General features: G+C 49.9%; 17 protein-coding genes. 7 read left to right on the plus strand and 10 right to left on the minus strand.

From position 1 onward, the window contains the following. A partial coding sequence (locus ACO1NT_RS02400) for a prolyl oligopeptidase family serine peptidase (protein ID WP_449046799.1) occupies positions 1–1923 on the plus strand: 1923 nt, incomplete at its 5' end. A 32-nt stretch (positions 1924–1955) separates the two neighbouring features. Continuing rightward, positions 1956–2237 carry a GNAT family N-acetyltransferase gene (locus tag ACO1NT_RS02405; RefSeq protein WP_449046800.1) on the plus strand — a complete coding sequence of 94 codons (282 nt, stop codon included), beginning with the start codon at positions 1956–1958 and terminating at the stop codon, positions 2235–2237. Positions 2238–2264: 27 nt separating this feature from the next. On the opposite strand, the gene ACO1NT_RS02410 is transcribed toward ACO1NT_RS02405, so the two are convergent. The 10 genes from ACO1NT_RS02410 to ACO1NT_RS02455 all read right to left on the minus strand — a co-directional run bounded on the left by ACO1NT_RS02410 (position 2265) and on the right by ACO1NT_RS02455 (position 12738). Further along, positions 2265–3317, minus strand: a complete 1053-nt coding sequence (locus tag ACO1NT_RS02410; protein ID WP_449046801.1) for a TerC family protein — start codon at positions 3315–3317, stop codon at positions 2265–2267. A gap of 1 nt (position 3318) precedes the next feature. Continuing rightward, positions 3319–4290, minus strand: coding sequence for a polyprenyl synthetase family protein (locus ACO1NT_RS02415; RefSeq protein WP_449046802.1), 972 nt, complete (start codon positions 4288–4290; stop codon positions 3319–3321). Between the two features lie 123 nt (positions 4291–4413). After that, entirely contained in the window at positions 4414–4986 is a 573-nt protein-coding gene (locus ACO1NT_RS02420; RefSeq protein ID WP_449046833.1) for a DUF3109 family protein, read from the minus strand. 21 nt (positions 4987–5007) lie between these two features. Next, positions 5008–5790 (minus strand): DUF3108 domain-containing protein, encoded by a 783-nt coding sequence (locus ACO1NT_RS02425; RefSeq protein WP_449046803.1) that lies wholly within the window; start codon positions 5788–5790, stop codon positions 5008–5010. 30 nt (positions 5791–5820) lie between these two features. Next, positions 5821–6351 (minus strand): DUF2480 family protein, encoded by a 531-nt coding sequence (locus tag ACO1NT_RS02430; protein WP_449046804.1) that lies wholly within the window; start codon positions 6349–6351, stop codon positions 5821–5823. A gap of 73 nt (positions 6352–6424) precedes the next feature. Next, the gene (locus ACO1NT_RS02435; RefSeq protein WP_449046805.1) at positions 6425–8527 is read right to left on the minus strand and encodes a SurA N-terminal domain-containing protein; all 2103 of its coding nucleotides are present in this window, start codon (positions 8525–8527) and stop codon (positions 6425–6427) included. A gap of 153 nt (positions 8528–8680) precedes the next feature. Beyond that, positions 8681–9265 carry an LPS export ABC transporter periplasmic protein LptC gene (gene lptC / locus ACO1NT_RS02440; RefSeq protein WP_449046806.1) on the minus strand — a complete coding sequence of 195 codons (585 nt, stop codon included), beginning with the start codon at positions 9263–9265 and terminating at the stop codon, positions 8681–8683. An 18-nt stretch (positions 9266–9283) separates the two neighbouring features. Further along, a complete protein-coding gene (locus ACO1NT_RS02445) occupies positions 9284–10615 on the minus strand; it encodes a hypothetical protein (protein ID WP_449046807.1) in 1332 nt (443 codons plus the stop codon). A gap of 158 nt (positions 10616–10773) precedes the next feature. Next, positions 10774–11754, minus strand: a complete 981-nt coding sequence (locus ACO1NT_RS02450) for a DUF6427 family protein (protein WP_449046808.1) — start codon at positions 11752–11754, stop codon at positions 10774–10776. A 132-nt stretch (positions 11755–11886) separates the two neighbouring features. Next, positions 11887–12738, minus strand: coding sequence for a UDP-2,3-diacylglucosamine diphosphatase (locus ACO1NT_RS02455; protein ID WP_449046809.1), 852 nt, complete (start codon positions 12736–12738; stop codon positions 11887–11889). Positions 12739–12963: 225 nt separating this feature from the next. On the opposite strand from ACO1NT_RS02455, the gene ACO1NT_RS02460 reads away from it, so the two are divergent. The 5 genes from ACO1NT_RS02460 to ACO1NT_RS02480 are packed head-to-tail and all read left to right on the plus strand — an operon-like array spanning position 12964 to position 17613. Next, positions 12964–13350: a RidA family protein gene (locus tag ACO1NT_RS02460; RefSeq protein WP_449046810.1), complete on the plus strand. Its 387-nt coding sequence runs from the start codon at positions 12964–12966 to the stop codon at positions 13348–13350. 6 nt (positions 13351–13356) lie between these two features. Next, on the plus strand, positions 13357–14355 hold the full coding sequence (locus tag ACO1NT_RS02465) for a 3-hydroxyacyl-CoA dehydrogenase family protein (RefSeq protein ID WP_449046811.1): 999 nt from the start codon (positions 13357–13359) through the stop codon (positions 14353–14355). Next, positions 14352–15662: an aspartate aminotransferase family protein gene (locus ACO1NT_RS02470; protein WP_449046812.1), complete on the plus strand. Its 1311-nt coding sequence runs from the start codon at positions 14352–14354 to the stop codon at positions 15660–15662. Before ACO1NT_RS02465 ends, ACO1NT_RS02470 begins: the two co-directional genes overlap by 4 nt. 21 nt (positions 15663–15683) lie before the next feature. Beyond that, the gene (locus ACO1NT_RS02475; RefSeq protein ID WP_449046813.1) at positions 15684–16550 is read left to right on the plus strand and encodes a 3-hydroxyacyl-CoA dehydrogenase NAD-binding domain-containing protein; all 867 of its coding nucleotides are present in this window, start codon (positions 15684–15686) and stop codon (positions 16548–16550) included. Beyond that, a complete protein-coding gene (locus tag ACO1NT_RS02480) occupies positions 16531–17613 on the plus strand; it encodes a dipeptidase (protein ID WP_449046814.1) in 1083 nt (360 codons plus the stop codon). The genes ACO1NT_RS02475 and ACO1NT_RS02480 overlap by 20 nt, the downstream gene beginning before the upstream one ends.

The following is a 17613-nucleotide window of genomic DNA, read 5'->3' on the forward strand; positions in this document are numbered from 1 at the left end:
AACAAGGTGACCCAGGCCTATTTAGAACAAATCCCTTTTCGCGACGCGATTTATAAGCGGCTGGAAAAACTGTGGAATTACGAAAAATTTTCCGCACCGTTTACCGAAGGCAACTACACCTATTTCTATAAGAATGACGGGTTGCAGAATCAAAGCGTGCTGTATCGCCAGAAAGGCGACGACGGCAACGTGGAGGTTTTCCTCGATCCGAATAAATTTTCGGACGACGGTACCACTTCCTTGGCGGATATCGCATTTTCACGCGATGGTAGCCTGGTTGCTTACCAGTTGTCGGAAGGGGGATCCGACTGGCGTAAAGTCGTGGTCATCCGAGCGGAAGACAAAACGATGGTTGGCGATACGTTGGTAGACGTAAAGTTCAGCGGCTTGGCCTGGCGTGGTAACGAAGGTTTCTATTACAGCAGCTATGAAAAACCCGAAGAAGGTAGCGCGCTTTCGGGAATAACCGACCAGCACCAGCTTTTTTTCCATAAGCTCAATTCGCCGCAAAGCGACGATGCCCTGATTTTCGGCGGTTCGAGTACCCCGCGCAGGTACATCGGTGGTTATCTCACGGAAGATGAGCGGTTCCTAGTAATCACGGCTGCCAATACAACGAGCGGAGGCGAATTGTATATCCAGGACCTATCCAAGCCCGGGAGTCCGATCGTAAATGTGGTCGATAATTTTGAAAAAGACCATAGCATCATTGACAATGATGGCGATAAGCTGTTTATCTATACCAACCTGGATGCGCCAAATGGGAAAATCGTCACGGTTGGTGCGGAAAACCCTACCCCGGAAAACTGGGTAGACTTGATCCCGGAAACCGGCAACGTGCTTAGTGCCGGTACCGGTGGTGGTAAGATTTTTGCCCATTACCTCAAAGATGCGACTTCTATGGTGTTACAGTATGACCGCAACGGTAAACTGGAGCGTACGGTTGAGTTGCCCGATGTGGGGTCGGCAGGAGGTTTTAGCGCGAAAGCGGAAGATAAGGAATTGTATTACTCGTTTACTTCCTATGTATACCCTTCTACCATTTTCAAATACGATATCGCCTCCGGTAAATCCGAATTATATAAAGCATCGGGCGTTGATTTCGATCCGACACAATATGAGTCTAAGCAGGTGTTTTACACTTCGAAAGATGGCACGAAAGTGCCAATGATTATTACCCATAAAAAGGGAATCAAGTTAGATGGTAGCAATCCAACCCTTCTATATGGCTATGGGGGCTTTAATATCAGCCTCAAGCCTTCATTCAGTACGTCCAACATCATCCTGCTAGAGCAAGGAGGCGTATATGCAGTAGCCAACCTGCGGGGTGGTGGGGAGTACGGCGAGAAGTGGCACCTGGCGGGCACGAAGCTGCAGAAACAGAATGTCTTTGACGACTTCATTGCGGCCGCGGAATACCTCATTGACAAGGGCTATACCTCATCCGAAAAATTAGGTATCGCAGGCGGTTCCAACGGTGGCTTACTGGTAGGGGCAGCCATGACGCAGCGACCCGGGCTGTTCAAGGTTGCTTTACCGGCGGTCGGTGTATTGGATATGCTGCGCTACCATAAATTTACAGCGGGAGCGGGTTGGGCCTACGATTATGGAACAGCCGAGGATAATGCTGAAATGTTCAATTATCTGCACACCTATTCGCCTTATCACGCGCTGAAAGCGGGAACCGCTTATCCGGCAACGATGGTTACCACTGCCGATCATGACGATCGCGTGGTGCCCGCACATTCGTTTAAATTCGCGGCCCGCCTGCAGGAGTACCATACAGGCCCGAACCCCGTGCTTATCCGTATCGAAACAAAAGCCGGCCATGGTGCGGGTAAACCCACGGCCATGGTTATCGCCGAGCAGGCGGATAAATGGGCATTCCTGTTCCAGAACACGGGCACAGCCTATACGGAATGACGTGACACATCTTCATGCAAACAAGGAAGCAAATGGAAATAAAACGAGACGACAACGGTAAAAAGGGCCGGTTCACGGCGGTGGTAAACGGACAGGGAGCGGGGTTGATGACCTATACCTGGGCCGGTGAACATAAGTTTATCATCGACCATACCGAAGTAAACCCCGAATTTTCGGGACAAGGGGTCGGCAAGGCGCTGGTCATGGCCGCTGTGGAGTTCGCCCGCGAAAGCGGCCTCAAGATTTTGCCGTTATGCCCCTATGCCAAAAGTGTTTTCGAGAAAACACCGGCTATTGGAGACGTGCTGTTTTAGGATATTGCTCCCCGGCGTGTCTCAAAGCTACTGATGGGGCACTTCTTTCTTAGGGAAAATGAGCGACGCCACCACGCTGATGAATAATATCGACACGATGATGATCAATGAATGCGAGGTTGTAAAACCAATACTGGCCAACCAGTCGTGCAACAGCATTTTGGCCCCGATAAAGACCAACAGGAACGAAAGGCCGGTTTTGAGGTAATGGAATTTGTGGATGATATTGACCAATAGGAAAAACATGGACCGAAGGCCCAGGATCGCGAAGATATTGGAGAAAAATACGATGTAAGGATCTTTGGTTACCGCAAATATGGCGGGAATGGAATCGACCGCGAAGATGAGGTCGGTGAACTCAATGACCAGCAAGACCAAAAACAAGGGCGTAACATACTTTTTGGCGTTCTCCATATGGAAGAACTTCCCGTTTACGAACGTGGGGTACACCGAAAAGTATTTCGAGGCAAATTTAACGACCGCGTGGTTTTGCGGATCGATTTCTTCCTCTTCGTTACGATGGATGAACATCATGATGCCGGTGTATACCAGGAAAAGGCCGAATATGTAAAGTATCCACCCGAATTGGCTAATCAATGCTGCTCCAAGAAAGATAAAAAGGAAGCGCAGGACGATCGCGCCGATGATACCCCAAACCAATACTTTATGATAGTACTGCGTGGGTACGCCAAATGAACTGAAAACCAATACCATCACAAATATATTGTCTACAGAGAGCGCGTATTCAACAACATAGCCCGTAATGTATTCGAGCGCGAGATTACGGCGGTATAGTTCCAGGCTGGCCATAAAGTCGTCCGGTATCAGGCGGATGTTATGCAGGTGCCTTTTGGTTACCTCCTCCAGTCGAGCAAAGTCTTCGATGTTATGCAGTTCGTGCCCCCATATCCTCAAAACCACATAAAAGCCTAAGGCAAAGCATACCCATACCGCGCTCATAATGGCCGCTTGCTTAAAGCTTACCGCCGAATTGCTTTTGCTGAATACACCCAGGTCAATGGCCAGCATGAGGACGATGAAAAGTAAAAAGCCGCCAAAAAACAGAAGTTCGTTGCTCATATTATTTATTTCTTTCAGTTGTATACCTTACAAGTTGTTCCAAGCCGTGCCGGTAGGCATTATCGGGCAGGTCGGCCAGGATATCAAAAGCCTCCTGTTGGTAAGCCATCATCTGCGCGGTGGCATACTCCATGCCGCCATTTGCCTTTACGAAGGCGATTACCTCGGCTACTTTCTGCGAATCTTCGTTGTGGTTTTTTACCAAGTTGATGATCCGTCGTTTCTCGGCTTTGCCGACCTGCTTCAGCGCATGGATGAGGGGCAAAGTGAGCTTCTTTTCCTTAATATCGTTGCCCAGTGGCTTGCCGACATCATCGATGCCGAAGTCAAACAAATCATCCTTGATTTGGAAGGCGATGCCTACTTTTTCACCAAACCGATGCATTTGTCCGACGGTTGCGTCATCGGCACCGGCAGAGGCCGCACCGCACGCGCAGCACGAGGCAATAAGCGATGCCGTCTTCTGTCGGATGACTTCGAAATAGACATGCTCTTCAATATCCATGCGCCGAGCTTTTTCGATTTGCAACAACTCTCCTTCACTCATCTGCTCCACGGCATGGGTCACGATTTCAAGCAGGCGGAAATCGGCGTTTCGGATAGAGAGCGAAAGACCCTTGGCTAGCAGGAAATCACCTACCAACACGGCAACCTTATTTTTCCAAAGGGCGTTTACCGAGAAGAAGCCCCGCCGCACATTTGCGTTGTCTACCACGTCATCATGTACTAACGTGGCGGTATGCAAAAGCTCAACCAATGCGGCGCCGCGATGTGTGGCGTCGTTGATTTCGCCACACGATCCCGCCGAAAAAAAGACAAACATCGGCCGCATTTGTTTGCCCTTTCGTTTTACGATGTAATGGGTAATACGGTCGAGTAGGGGAACCGAGCTCCGCATCGATTCCTTGAACTTATCTTCAAAAATTGTTAGTTCCCCTTCAATGGGCCTTTGTATTTCGCTTAGTTTGAGCATGTAAAACGGTCGGCAGCCATGAATTTAACTTGTCTGTTTCAAAACGGCGCAAGATACTAAGAAATCCATAATAACTATAAATCCGGGTTCGATTATTATTCGTGCTAAGCGCAAGGTGAAAGGTCAGGTTCGACCGAGCAGCGCGACGGATTCTTCCAATTCTTCATACCATTGTTGGCCATATTTGCGGATCAGCGGTTCCTTTAAAAAGGCATACACCGGCACCTGCAGTTCGCGGCCCAGGGCACAGGCGGCATGGCAGATATGCCAGCGGTCATAGTGCAACACGTCAAATTCGGGGTAGTTTGTGGTGCGGATAGGATAGAGATGGCAGGAGAGGGGTTTCTTCCAGTCAATTTCGCCGTTTTCATAGGCCTTTTCGATGGCGCATTTGGTAATGCCGTTTTCCCAGGTCACATACGCACATTCTTTATGGCCGTCTACGCAGGGGGTGGTGAGATCCCCGTCCGCGTCAATCACATGTGTACCATGTTCTTCTACCGTGGCGATACCCTTTTCGGTCATATAGGGTTGCACCTTCGGATATACCGCGGCCAGCACATCGAGTTCCTCCTGTTGTAACGGAGCACCGGCATCGCCTTCTACACAGCAAGCTCCCCTACACTTGCCAAGGTTACATACAAACTCTTCTTTTATCAATTCTTCGCTCACCAGTACGGAGCCAACTTCGATCATCATGGTCGGTTGTGTGTTAAGTTACTTTGCCGGCTCGCCCAACGGATATTTCAAGCCTTTCGCATCGGTCAGCTCCAGCGTTACCGACCCCACAAGGATATCTACTTGGGCCTTCACCGGTATGCGGTTGCCATCGTTGGTTACCCACAGGTACAGGCGGCTATCTTTACGGAAAATGCGGCCTGGCTTAATTTCAGGGCTGAACTTCAGGCATTCCAAGGTGCCCAGCGATGTTTTAATGGTTTCCACCCCGATATATTCGATGCCCAAGGTGGCTATTTCATCATTTAGGAAATAGGTGAGTTTGAACGACTGCCCCTTCTTTACGTTGGACAGATCGAGGTTACGTGCGAAATAGTAAGCCGATAAGAGGTCGAATGTCTGTGACGAAGGGCTCTTAAACGTACCTTTATTCCCCTTAACCGTTTGGGTACGATGGTTGAAACTCACGATGTCCGTGCGACGGTAACTACCCTCCCTGATATTCTCGGTATAGTAATGTGGGAGGAAGGTGCGTGAATCGATATAGGAGTTATACCGATTGTCTACGGTAAAGAAGATACTAAACGCACTGGAGGTCTGTCCACGAGCCGAGAGGTGGTAGCTGTGCGGACTGCTGAATTTGATTTTCGAATCCTCCACTTTGAGTGTCCCCGTTGCGGCGGATATCATGCCATAGCGCAGTCGGTAGCTGAGCTCCTCTCCAGCCTGGAAAGCGGGTTCCTTCAAGTAGGGGAGCTGTTGTCCGTTTGCCAGAAAAGTTGCTCCCAGCACTGCCCATATGAGGGTAAGCATCTTCTTCATAGCTTAGGGTATACAAATAAAATGCCGCTTTTACCCATTGGTTAGAGGGGCTTTGCGTTTAAAAACGGGTACGGTTGAGCAGGGTTCGCCATACATGATGCTTTTGGCTACTTTGCTAGCCATGGCAGTGAATTTCACAAAAGCCGATTCGGGTATTTCAATATCGCCACATCCCTTCACCACCACCCGCTGGTCGCGATACTGTTCGACATCCAGTTTTTCCAACGCACGTTCATAAAGGATGGTTTCCAGGGTGGCGAGGTCACCGAAAACGACTGCTGCTGCATGCGGTTCCAGCCGATTGGCGAGCAACATGTATGCCCAGGTGGGCACAATGGCATCTGCCGTGCAGGTAATTGCCACATATTTGCCTTGGTATTGTTCCCAATCATGTGCCTTCACAAATTCCCTGAAATCCTTCTCGCGCAAAATGAGGCCCTGGAACAGGTTGTCCTTGATGTCGTATACCACTCGTTCACCCTTTGGGGCGAAATCAGCCAGGTCTATGGTCATCAGCCCGCTCTGTGCTACTTTATTAACGATGGTTTCTTGTATGTCCATAATCACAAAAAATCCGGATAACGGCAACCGCTATCCGGATACAAAGGTACGAAATAAAGTTTAGTGCCTGCGGCTAAAAGAACCGTGCCCGGTTGTCTACCACATCCGCTTTGTCTTGCAATGCCTGGAATGCCAACGACCAGATGCGCTGCGACAGCGACTGCGAAAGCTGTTGCTTTTGGGCTGTCAGGTCGGTTGGTGCCTCCGGGTTCACAAAACCGGTCACTTCAACCACGTATACGCCTTGCGACCCTCTTATGGGTTTAGAGGGTTGCTTGGGTTGCAATCCGAAGACCGTACCCACCACCGTGTTTTCTTGGGCCACGCCCGGTATTACCGGATTGGCAAATACAATATTTTCTGCCAAGGCAGGTGTTTTGCCTAATTTCTGGCCAATCTGCGCCAGGGCGGTCGCTCCCGCAGCGGCCTCTTCGGCCTTTGCGATCAGCTGTTTTGCTTTCACCCGCTTGCGCACCACGTCCTCGATATCACTTTTAACCGCCTCGAGCGGCAACTGGCCTTTCTCACGAATGCCGGTAAGCTTTGCAACGATATAGTGGTTTTCAGATTCGTGTATTTTGTCGGTAACGTCACCTTTATCGGCTTCAAAAGCCCATCGAACAAGTTCACGCGGTACTTCAGTGCCCATCAGGTTCGTCTCCATGGCCGTTACATCGTCGGCTTTGAGCACAGACAGCCCCTGTTGGGTAGCGGTTTCTTCAAAATCGGAACCGCCCACTGCGCCAAAAAACTGGGTCGCTTGTCGATAGGCTGCTTCCAATGTCTCGCGGCCGCTGTTTATCTGTTTATCGATAATGGCTGCTTTGACAAACCGCGACGAACCGATCTGGTCTTCCACCTTGATGATGTGGATGCCATATTGGGTCGTTGTAATGATCACCTCACCTTCCTTGGCCCCAAAAACGGCGTCTTCAAATGTGGGAAGCATCCTGCCACGTCCGAATGTGCCCAGTTCGCCACCGTTTATTTTGCTGCCTTCATCCGCACTGAACTGGATGGCCAGCGCCGCGAAGCTTTCCCCCTTTTCAACCAATGCCTTGATGGAGTCTGCCTTGGCTTTTGCCTTGTCCGTACCACCTTCAGTGGCTGGATTGAGCAGGATATGGCTGGCTTTCACCGAATCCGGGCCTACCAAAGAAGCGGCCACTTTTGCAATTTCAAACCGGCCGTTACTAAGTATGGGGCCTACCGTAGTGCCTACGGGCGCATCAAAAAGCAACGTATCCAAGGCAGGGCCTAGGTCGCCCTCTTTCCGGAAGATGTAGGGGTATTTCGTGTCGGAATTGACGGCAGCAAACAGCGAGTCTGTTTTTGTCTCGGCCAGCTGGGTTTTTAGTTCCTCAATGGCGGTCTGTACACGCGCGGTATCTTGTTCAGTGGGACTGGCATCAAATACCACATATTCCAAACTGCGCGTTTCCTCGGGGTTAGTAAACACCCCTTTATTCTCGTTGTAGTATTCTTGGTAATCCTGATCTGTGAGGGTCACCGAGCTGTCGGGTACCGATTGGTAATCGAGCAGTACGTATTCGAAATTGGCTAACTTATTCCGTTGGCTATAGGCTTCATTTGCCTCCAATGAAGTGACATAGATACTATTGCTAACGAGGTTGGTGTATTTGGCGCTCAGCCGTTCGTCGATCACATTCTGCAAGAGTACTTCCCATTGGCCGTGGGCTTCATGGCCTTGGGGCAACATGTTTACCTGCGAAATGAAGGTGTTGAGTTGGTCGCGGTCAAACTGGCCCGTTTGCGGATTGCGGAAAGCCTGTTGTATCTGCATGGAAGGGTTTTCGCCTTGTACGAGGTCATTCAACTCCGTTTTTCCAACGGTTAGACCAATGTGCTCCACTTCGCCTTTCAGCAGCTCCCGGTTGAGGTATTGGCTCCACACCTGCTGTACGGCAAATGATTTCATCTGCGGGTTTAGGTTACCCCCGCCCATCTGTTGCCTGAACATTTCCGAGGTTTGGTCTACCTGTGCATTAAAAGCGTTGATATCGATCGCCTCGCCGTTGATGCTACCCACCTGATTCTGGTGGCGTGCCCAAAACGGCGTACCGTAGTTGATAATATCCCCTAATAAAAACGCAACTATCGCAAAACCAATAAAGACGACAATTACCGTCCCTGCGCGGTTGCGTAAATAATTCATCAATCCCATAGCCTGTGTAAAACTGTTTTTTTAAGCCGTTATTTATTGTGTCAAATTCTTGTTTTCAGGTGGTTGTATCCACATTTTTAAAACGAGGCGCAAGATACGACTTTTATCAAAAAAAGCACAAAAAGTTAAATAAATTGCGGGATACTACCGGAAAGTAGGGGCTTGGCCCTGTTGCAAATAATGCAGTGCTGTTGAATTGTCGATATAGACGTCGGTGAAATCCCCGTTTGACGTGAAGTAATCGCCCCGCAAATTGTCGCCACCCTTAAAGAAAGCAGTAATGGGTACGTGATTATAAAAGGTGTTCTCCTCTTGGTCGTGGATGAGTTCCTCTGTCTTGATAACAGACCCATCGGCACGTGTAATGACCACGTTTCCCCTAAATTCAATCAACTCTTCCGCCTCTTTCTGTATGGCATAATCCGAAGTGATACGCTGTGTTTCCACGCGGTTTTCATCATAGAATATAATGGTTACACCCTTTTGGAACTCATAATAGGGCTCCTCCACGTTATAGTGGCGCATCTCCGGTGCCGTCATCCGAGCTTTCACCAGCGCCGAATCGCTATATACTACCGTTACACCCACCGAAATGTCCACGGGCTCTTCTGCTTGTATGGCCGCAATCCGGTCTACCTCCTTCAGGTCGGTCTCGCAGGCGGTCAGCATTACCGCTCCCCATACGGCGCATACACCCGCAAACCATGTATTTTTGCCAAGCTTGCCCATCACCTTAAATGATGTTCGCTAATCATAGTACCTGCGTCTAAACCACCTGTCGTTTAGCGTAAATCCCAAATTGAAGTTGATATACCGCTCGCGCACCAAATTATTCGACAATGTGCCCATCTGGCCAAATTCGGTGGCAAAGTTGATTTTATAGAATGAGGTGCCGAACAGGGAGGGGAGGGGAAATCCGAAACCAACGGTCAAAGCCATGCGGTTAATATCCTGATGGTCTATATTGATATGCGACTTGTTGTACTTAAAACCCAATCGATAATCTACCACGCCCAGATAATTCACCGACGTTACATCCGGCGTTATTTGGCCACCAATAGCGAAGCCATAGCTGTCGGTCAACTGCGGGTTGGTATTCCCTACCCGGTAGTCGCTCCACTTGGCGTAGTTGAAATCGCCCCCGATCAACCAGTTGCTCCCTTTGGCAATGCTGAATCCCACGCTATGCTTCATCGGCATGGTAATCTTTTGCTTTAAACCTTCCTCAGCCGAAATCGTATCTACCGGCAGGTTCTCTTGGTCATCTTCCACGCTCGTCGGCGTCCGGGTAATCACGCGCGACGTACTGGTGTTGAGCGGGGAGCCCGCAGTACCCGTGTATCCGATGGTTAAATTAACATTGTTGCCCAATGGCTGGAAATACTGCAGGCCATAATCAAAGCTGAATCCCTTTACATATTGGCTGCTGTCGGTCCGTACATTCAATGCGCCGATATCATCGGGAAACTCCACGGAATTTATCCGTTCCAGCGTACCGAAAATATACGAGGCATTTACGCCTACGCTGAAATTCTTGGTTATCTGCACACCATAGCCAAGGTACGCTTTGGTAGTGCCGCCGGCTCCGGCATACACGGTACGTATATCGGTGGTGTCTATGGCGCCGGGTATGGCATAACTGAACCCAACGTCGGAAAACGGCATGATCCCGAAACTGATCCCCCCAGGGCGGCCCAAGGGGATGCCGAAGTTGATGTGGCTCAATGAGAAATTGTACGAGTTTTCGCTGAGGTTGTTTTGGCTCAATTCGGTAATATTGCCGAATAAGCCAACGTCAATGGTGGTGAGGCCCAATGCCGAATAAGAAGCAGGGTTACCGACGTTGATGTTGCCATATCCGTTCAAGTAGCGTATACCGGTGCTGATACCTCCCATGGCACGTGCCTGCGGCAGCGCATCGCCCCGCATTTCACCCAGCCCATAACGTGAATACGGTGAACTGGTGGTGGCGCGTTGCGCCTGTGCCGTGGTTGCAAAGAGCAGGAGTATAGTGAGTGCGTAAACGCCAGGGGTAATGTGCGTGATGGTATAAAAGAGCTTCGATATGCGGTGCTGCATGTGTTAATTTAAAAACGGGACGATGATGTCGATAAATACCTGTTACTTGACAATCAGTAAATTTAATGATCAAAAAATGTATGCAAAGCTATTTAAATTTTAATTGTTACCGGCCATCCTTTTTGTTAAAAAAGGTTAAAACCCTGCCTATAAATCAATTAGAAAAATTGAAAATAAAGGATGGTGAGCAGCAGTAATGCAAATATACTTTCGTAAAACCAGCGCTTCGCGGCATAACTAAAGTAGTATGTCAAGTAGATGGCGATGGGTGGCGCTGCCAGCAAAAAATGGTTAATGGACCAATCGGCATTGAGGTAAAACGAGATGAGTGCCAGTGCGAACATGCAAAACAACAATTGGAATGATTTGCGGATGTGTACCACGCTCTTGAACAGGTTCTTGCGCAGGGTAATGACGAAAAGTACGAGAATGGCTATCAACGGCAGCAACACCAGGTAATCGTAGATATCGATATGGATGGATGTGGGGAACGGATACGTGAGGGGTAGCCATATTTCATAAAATGCATCCATCCGGTCGAACCATAGATAGACAACACCAAGCAAAAAATAGACCGTGGCGAAGCCAATGGGTATGGCTACCCACTCGCGCCAGCTGAACGGACGGAAAATCATCAGGCTGCACCACAGCAGCAGTAACATCACGATAAAAGGAAAATAGACCAGGCTGCCTAGGGCTACGATCATGCCGAGATCGAACATCAACGGTTTGATCTCGGTGCGGCGGTAAATACTGAGCAATTTGTCAAGCATCCAGATGGTCAAAAAGTTGCAAATCAATATCGGCGATAGCACAAGGAAAGGCAACATGAGGCTTGCCAGCGTCACATACATCAGTGCCGGGAGAAAACTCGACCGGCCCACGAGGTTAAACCGATTGACCACGGTATTGATCAACAATGCCTGGAGGATGGTAAGTACCAGCGTGATCAGCACGTTTGCTTGGGGCGTGATGTTTTCGGGGGATAGCTTACCCGTGAAATTGCTGATGGCCGGTTCGAAAAATACCGGCATCAGGTTCTCGGGCAGATGCAAAAACACACCCAAGCAGAGTACGAGCCCCACCATAGATAGAAATAGGATATTTAGCGGGGTGTATTTACGAAACTGATCAATCATTTTGTGTACGCTCAATGGCGTTACAATTATAATGGTTATTTTTAATTGTCAGTGGTTAATTGTCAATTCTTAATTCCGAATTCACCAGCTAACCATTGCAGACTGACTATTAACCATTTCAGATTAACCCTTTCAAACCACTGGTTCCGATTTGAGCATATGGAGTAACAGCTCCATATTAAGTTTATTGCCTAAGTCGTCGTTTTCGGTGGCGTCCGGTTCCGGAAGCGTAACCGCGTAGTCGGTGGGTTGGTAACGGTATATCCGCCATTTCCCCCGGTGGTATTCCAATGCCGTGAGGTTTTCTACCCAATCGCCCGAGTTGAGGTAGGTAACTCGGCCCTTTTCGGTTTCAATCACCCGGATTTCGGGTTGATGGATATGGCCGCAGATAACATATTGATAACCTTTTTCGATAGCCAGCGAAGCGGCCGTAGCCTCAAAGTCGTTGATAAACTTCACGGCATTCTTGATGCTGTTTTTAATGCGTTTAGAAAGGCTCATCTTCTCCCGTCCCAATTTTACAAGCGCCCAATTGACCATGCTGTTCAATAGGATAAGGCCATCGTATCCGATGGCACCCAACCGGGCCAGCCATTTCGCATGTTGCATGGATACATCAAATACATCACCATGGAACACCCATGCGCGCTTTTTACCGATGCGTAGCGAGAGCTTGTTGGTCAGTGTTAGCGATCCAAGTTTAAAATCGGCAAACTTACGGAGCATTTCATCGTGGTTGCCGGTGAGGTAGGTTACCGGTACGCCTTCAGCCACGAATTTGAGTATTTTCCGCACTACTTTCATATGCGATTCGGGCCAATAGCGTTTGCTGAATTGCCATATGTCGATGATGTCGCCGTTGAGCAGGATGTGTTTCGGTTTGATGCTTTTGAGGTATTGCAGGAGTTCTTTGGCGTGGCAACCGTAGGTGCCCAGGTGCACATCAGAAATCACTACCAAGTCGACGCTCCGTTTATTCATCAGTTGAGGTAACGGTTATTCCAATACATAAGCCATCATTGCATGCAAAGATGGGAAATGAAGGTTACGCAGATGTTATCGGGGCGTTAAGGTTTTGCATGGTCACAAATCCATTTTAAAAAATAGTACTACAAATCCAAATAAATGTAATAGACACCCTGCGGCCATCAACCTACCTTTGTTTATTGATTAGTTCAGCTATTACCATAAAAGAAAATACCGTATATGAGCATGCAAAAAATCGTACACCCGCATCGCGACGCCAACTTCATTACCGGGGCTTATTCGGACGGGGTCATCGCCGGCGGATTTCTGTTCATCAGTGGTCAGGCCGCTGTAGATTTCACAACCTCCCGGTTCGTATTAGGCACCATTGAAGAAGAAACCACACGGACGTTGGATAATATCAAAGCTATCGTAGAAGCGGCCGGCGCCACGCTAGGCGACGTGGTGAAGAGTACTGTCCATCTGGCCGATATTGCCGAATTCGAGCGTTTCAACGCGGTTTACGGTACCTATTTCAGCGGCATTCGGCCAGCGCGTACTACCGTTCAGTCGGTGTTGGCCGAAGGTATTCGCGTAGAAATTGATTGCATTGTTAAACTCCGCTAGCCGTTTATGGATACACAGGCGATGAAATCCATGCCGGTGGGTGTGGTTGGATTGGGATTGATGGGAAGCAGCATCGTCGTTGCTTTGCTGGCTTCAGGACATCGGGTGGTTGCATTGGCGCCAATAGCGGGCGAAAAGGAAGAGGCATCGCGTCACATCGCTAATTTGTTCCGGCATGCCGATGCGACGGGCATGTTGACCCAGGGTATTGCATCCTGCATCGAACGCCTTCATTTGGCCGAGGATTACCGGCAGTTGGCCGATTGCCGGTTGGTGATGGAGTGTGTTATCGAAGATAAGCAGATTAAGGGGGCTGTATATGAGCAAATTGCGGAGGCGGTCGCACCCGATACCATTATCGCTTCCAATACCTCGGCAATTCCCATCAGCGAATTGCAGGCACTGGTACCGCATCCTGAGCGTTTTTTAGGTGTCCATTGGGCCGAACCGGCGTACATTACGCGTTTTCTGGAAGTTACCTGCGGTAAAGAGACCGATCCGTCCGTCGGTCGATTTATGGTTTCCCTGGGCGAAGCGTGGGGGAAGGAACCTACATTGATTTTGAAAGACATCCGCGGGTTTATCACCAACCGATTGATGTATGCCATTTACCGCGAGGCGCTTACGCTTGTCGAGCATGGCCACACCACGCTTGCCGATGCTGATAAGGCGTTCCGGTACGATGCTGGCGCCTGGGTAACGATGATGGGCATTTTTGAACGGATAGCTGTTGAAGGCGGTACGGATCGCCTCTCCGTTTTGAAACGGCTATTTCCCCGGCTAAGCAACCGAGAAGACGTGCCCGAAATGATGCGGCAGATGGTAGCACAGGGAGCAAAAGGCATTCACAACCTTCGCGGTTTGTATCCATATACCGATGCATCCGCAAAGCGATGGGAAGCCGCATTTGCCCAGTTCAATAAAGCTATCTATGAACTAGCCTCCCGGTATAACACAAAGGACACGGCAGCAGTGGAAGAAGTAAACGTATCTCAAGCAAAATGATCGAAAGTCGATATCAGGAATCAGCTCAGCTATTGAAGCGGGCGGGGAAAGTACTAGCCGGCGGTGTTTCTTCCGAATTCCGGAAGTATAACCATCCCCATGCTATATTTTATACACACGGCAGCGGTAGCCGCATTTATGATGCAGATGGCAATGAATACCTCGACTTCACGTTGAGCCAGGGACCATTGATTGTAGGGCATTCTCATCCGGAGGTGATAGGAGCCGTTGCCGAGTATTCAGCAACGGGACAGTTATACGCCGGCCAGCATCTGAAGGAAATCGAACTTGCCGAAAAGCTCCATGAACTTATTCCATCTGCTGAATTGATGCGTTTTTGCCTTGACGGCTCCGAAGCGGTGCAGACCGCTTTGCGCGTAGCCCGGGCCAAAACGGGCAAACAAAAATTTCTCAGGTTTGAAGGGCATTACCACGGATGGCTCGATAATGTGGCTTGGGGTATCAGTACGCCTTCGGCAGAAGCACTGGGTAGCAGAGATGAACCGTCGGTATATCCTTGGTCGAGCGGGTTGGCTACGCACAGCCGCGACGAATTTATAGTATTGCCATGGAATGATCTGGAGCTGGTACAAAAGACCGTGGCCGCGCACCATGCCAATCTGGCCGCTATCATTACTGAACCCGTGATGTGTAACAACGGTTGCATCCCACCCGCCGAGGGCTTCCTTCAAGGACTACGCGATAGCTGCGATGAATATGGTTTGGCGCTCATCTTTGATGAAGTAATTACCGGCTTCCGGTTGGGACTGGGGGGGGCGCAGACCTATTTTGGCGTAACGCCAGACTTGTCCATCTTTGCCAAAGCGATTGCCAGCGGTTACCCTATCAGCGCCGTTGTAGGTAAGCGGGCGTGGATGGAAGAAATCGAGTCGGCGCGTGTTATCCACGCGGGTACGATGAATAGCGGCAACGCCACGGTTGCCGCCGCCTTGGCCACCATAACCGTGTTAGAAAACGATCAGCACACGTATCAGCGGATGTTCCGGTTGGGCCAACGGCTCATGGACGGTTTGCGAGCGGCGGCTAACGAAACGGGACAGCCGTTGTTGGTGCAGGGCATGGGTCCTATGTTCAATACAGCATTTACCTCGCTCGATGCCATGCGCGATTACCGGGATACTATCCATAGCGATAAAGCCAAACTAAGTCGGTTTATTGCCGGGTTGCATGACCGGGGTGTCCGTGTCATCGGCAGGGGGCTATGGTATATCAGTGCCGTACATACCGAAGAAGACATTGAAGAAACTATTTCCGTAGCCGGTGAAGTGTTGCAAACGCTTTCATAAAGGCGATGTTTAACGTAAAAGATGAACAAACCAAAAGAACGTATATTTATCGTAGGTGATAGTGAACCGACGTATCGTGTGGCCGCCAATACGCTGGGTGCCGGACAAGAGACCGTATTACTTACGGCCAATACGAACCAGGCACTTTCAACCATTGAAGGGATAAGGGGCTCAAATATCCATTTATTGACCTTGCAGGCTGATTGGCCAGACACCATCCTCTGCGATGTCGCCATAGCCATTACTGCAGAGCGGATGGCCAGCAAACGAAACGTTATTCAGCAGCTGGCATGCCGGCTGGATGACGACGCGGTTATCGCGATCAATACCGACAGCATTCTGTTGGATGAATTGCAAATGGGCATGGCACAGCCCCATCGCATTCTCGGGTTGAATTGGAGTTATCCGGCTGATCTTACGTTGTTTCTGGAAATTATCGCGAATGCCCAATCGGACCCCGCATCTATTGATCGGCTAGCCACCATGGGCCGAGAAGTATGGGGCAAAGACCCGTACACGGTACACGGCGGTTTCAGTACGCGGGCGCGGATGATGGCGGCATGGGCACGCGAAGCCATCTATCTGGTAGAAAACGGTTATGCATCCATGGAAAGCATCGACAGGGCCTGCCGCAACGACGCCGGGCACTACCTACCTTTTGCAGGTAATTTCCGATACATGGACTTGATGGGCACCTACGCCTACGGAATGGTTATGAGTGATCTCAATCCGGAACTCGCAAAGATTACACGTATCCCCGATGATTTGGAGGAGCAACTGATAGACTATGCATCCCGAACGGGTGAACGCGATACCGTATTCCGACGATTCAGCGAAGAAATCCGCCAGCTCATTTTAACATACGCCCATGAAACGATTGATCATTGATGCCCATCTGGATTTAGCGATGAACGCCTTGGAGTGGAATCGCGACCTGGCATTGCCGCTTTCGGAAATCCGCCAGCGGGAGTCAAATATGACCGATCGGCCGGATCGGGGCAATGGTACAGTATGTTTGCCAGCGCTGCGGGAGGGCGGCGTTGGGTTGGTGGTGGCCACCCAATTGGCCCGGTTCCGTCCAAACAGCTATGTGCCCACTGCGTGGAACTCGCCGCAACAAGCATGGGCCATGACACAGGCCCAACTGGCGTGGTACCGTGAGATGGAGGCCCTCGGCGAAATGATGCAGATCAACAATCTGGAAGGCTTAGAACAACACCTAGCCCTATGGGCCGATGAAAGTGACAGCTATGCCGATAAGCCAATTGGCTATATTTTGAGTCTGGAAGGCGCCGATTCGTTGGTGAATATTGACTATCTTTATCGGGCACATGGTTATGGGTTGCGTGCGCTGGGCTTATCGCATTTCGGCCCTGGCCGGTATGCTGACGGTACGAAGACATCCGGACGGATACATCATGAAGGGTTGGAGTTGATGAAGGTGATGGGCGAACTGAACATGATCTTGGACGTGACCCATCTGACGGACGAAGGGTTCAATCAAGTGTTGGATACCTACGAGGGTCCCATTTGGGCAAGCCATCACAACGTAAGGGCTGTGGTGCCCAATCAACGGCAACTGACCGACGATCAAATCAAGCGACTGGTTGCCCGCGGAGCTGTCATCGGCGGTATGTTGGATTGCTGGGCAATGGACATCCGGTTTATCGACACGGTGTCCGATCCTTGGCAACTGGATATCCGGTTGGAGCACCTAGTCGACCATTGGGATCATATCTGCCAACTGGCCGGCAATGCCCGTCATATCGGTATTGGAAGCGATTTGGATGGGATATTCGGTACTGAACAAAGTCCGTGGGACATGGACTCGATTGCCGATTTGCAAAAGTTTGAAGCCATCCTGCTACGCCGGGGCTATTCGGAAGAAGATACGGATAATATTTTCCACGGCAATTGGTTGCGGTTTTTGCGGCGGGCGTGGAAGAGGTAA

The sequence above is a fragment of the Parapedobacter sp. genome (assembly GCF_053550995.1).

Excerpts from the sequence above, each read along its gene's own strand:
- ACO1NT_RS02405 (WP_449046800.1), top strand. The coding sequence starts at position 1,956 with ATGGAAATAAAACGAGACGACAACGGTAAAAAGGGCCGGTTCACGGCG.
- ACO1NT_RS02410 (WP_449046801.1), bottom strand. The coding sequence starts at position 3,317 with ATGAGCAACGAACTTCTGTTTTTTGGCGGCTTTTTACTTTTCATCGTC.
- ACO1NT_RS02415 (WP_449046802.1), bottom strand. The coding sequence starts at position 4,290 with ATGCTCAAACTAAGCGAAATACAAAGGCCCATTGAAGGGGAACTAACA.
- ACO1NT_RS02420 (WP_449046833.1), bottom strand. The coding sequence starts at position 4,986 with ATGATCGAAGTTGGCTCCGTACTGGTGAGCGAAGAATTGATAAAAGAA.
- ACO1NT_RS02425 (WP_449046803.1), bottom strand. The coding sequence starts at position 5,790 with ATGAAGAAGATGCTTACCCTCATATGGGCAGTGCTGGGAGCAACTTTT.
- ACO1NT_RS02430 (WP_449046804.1), bottom strand. The coding sequence starts at position 6,351 with ATGGACATACAAGAAACCATCGTTAATAAAGTAGCACAGAGCGGGCTG.
- ACO1NT_RS02435 (WP_449046805.1), bottom strand. The coding sequence starts at position 8,527 with ATGAATTATTTACGCAACCGCGCAGGGACGGTAATTGTCGTCTTTATT.
- lptC (WP_449046806.1), bottom strand. The coding sequence starts at position 9,265 with ATGGGCAAGCTTGGCAAAAATACATGGTTTGCGGGTGTATGCGCCGTA.
- ACO1NT_RS02445 (WP_449046807.1), bottom strand. The coding sequence starts at position 10,615 with ATGCAGCACCGCATATCGAAGCTCTTTTATACCATCACGCACATTACC.
- ACO1NT_RS02450 (WP_449046808.1), bottom strand. The coding sequence starts at position 11,754 with ATGATTGATCAGTTTCGTAAATACACCCCGCTAAATATCCTATTTCTA.
- ACO1NT_RS02455 (WP_449046809.1), bottom strand. The coding sequence starts at position 12,738 with ATGAATAAACGGAGCGTCGACTTGGTAGTGATTTCTGATGTGCACCTG.
- ACO1NT_RS02460 (WP_449046810.1), top strand. The coding sequence starts at position 12,964 with ATGAGCATGCAAAAAATCGTACACCCGCATCGCGACGCCAACTTCATT.
- ACO1NT_RS02465 (WP_449046811.1), top strand. The coding sequence starts at position 13,357 with ATGGATACACAGGCGATGAAATCCATGCCGGTGGGTGTGGTTGGATTG.
- ACO1NT_RS02470 (WP_449046812.1), top strand. The coding sequence starts at position 14,352 with ATGATCGAAAGTCGATATCAGGAATCAGCTCAGCTATTGAAGCGGGCG.
- ACO1NT_RS02475 (WP_449046813.1), top strand. The coding sequence starts at position 15,684 with ATGAACAAACCAAAAGAACGTATATTTATCGTAGGTGATAGTGAACCG.
- ACO1NT_RS02480 (WP_449046814.1), top strand. The coding sequence starts at position 16,531 with ATGAAACGATTGATCATTGATGCCCATCTGGATTTAGCGATGAACGCC.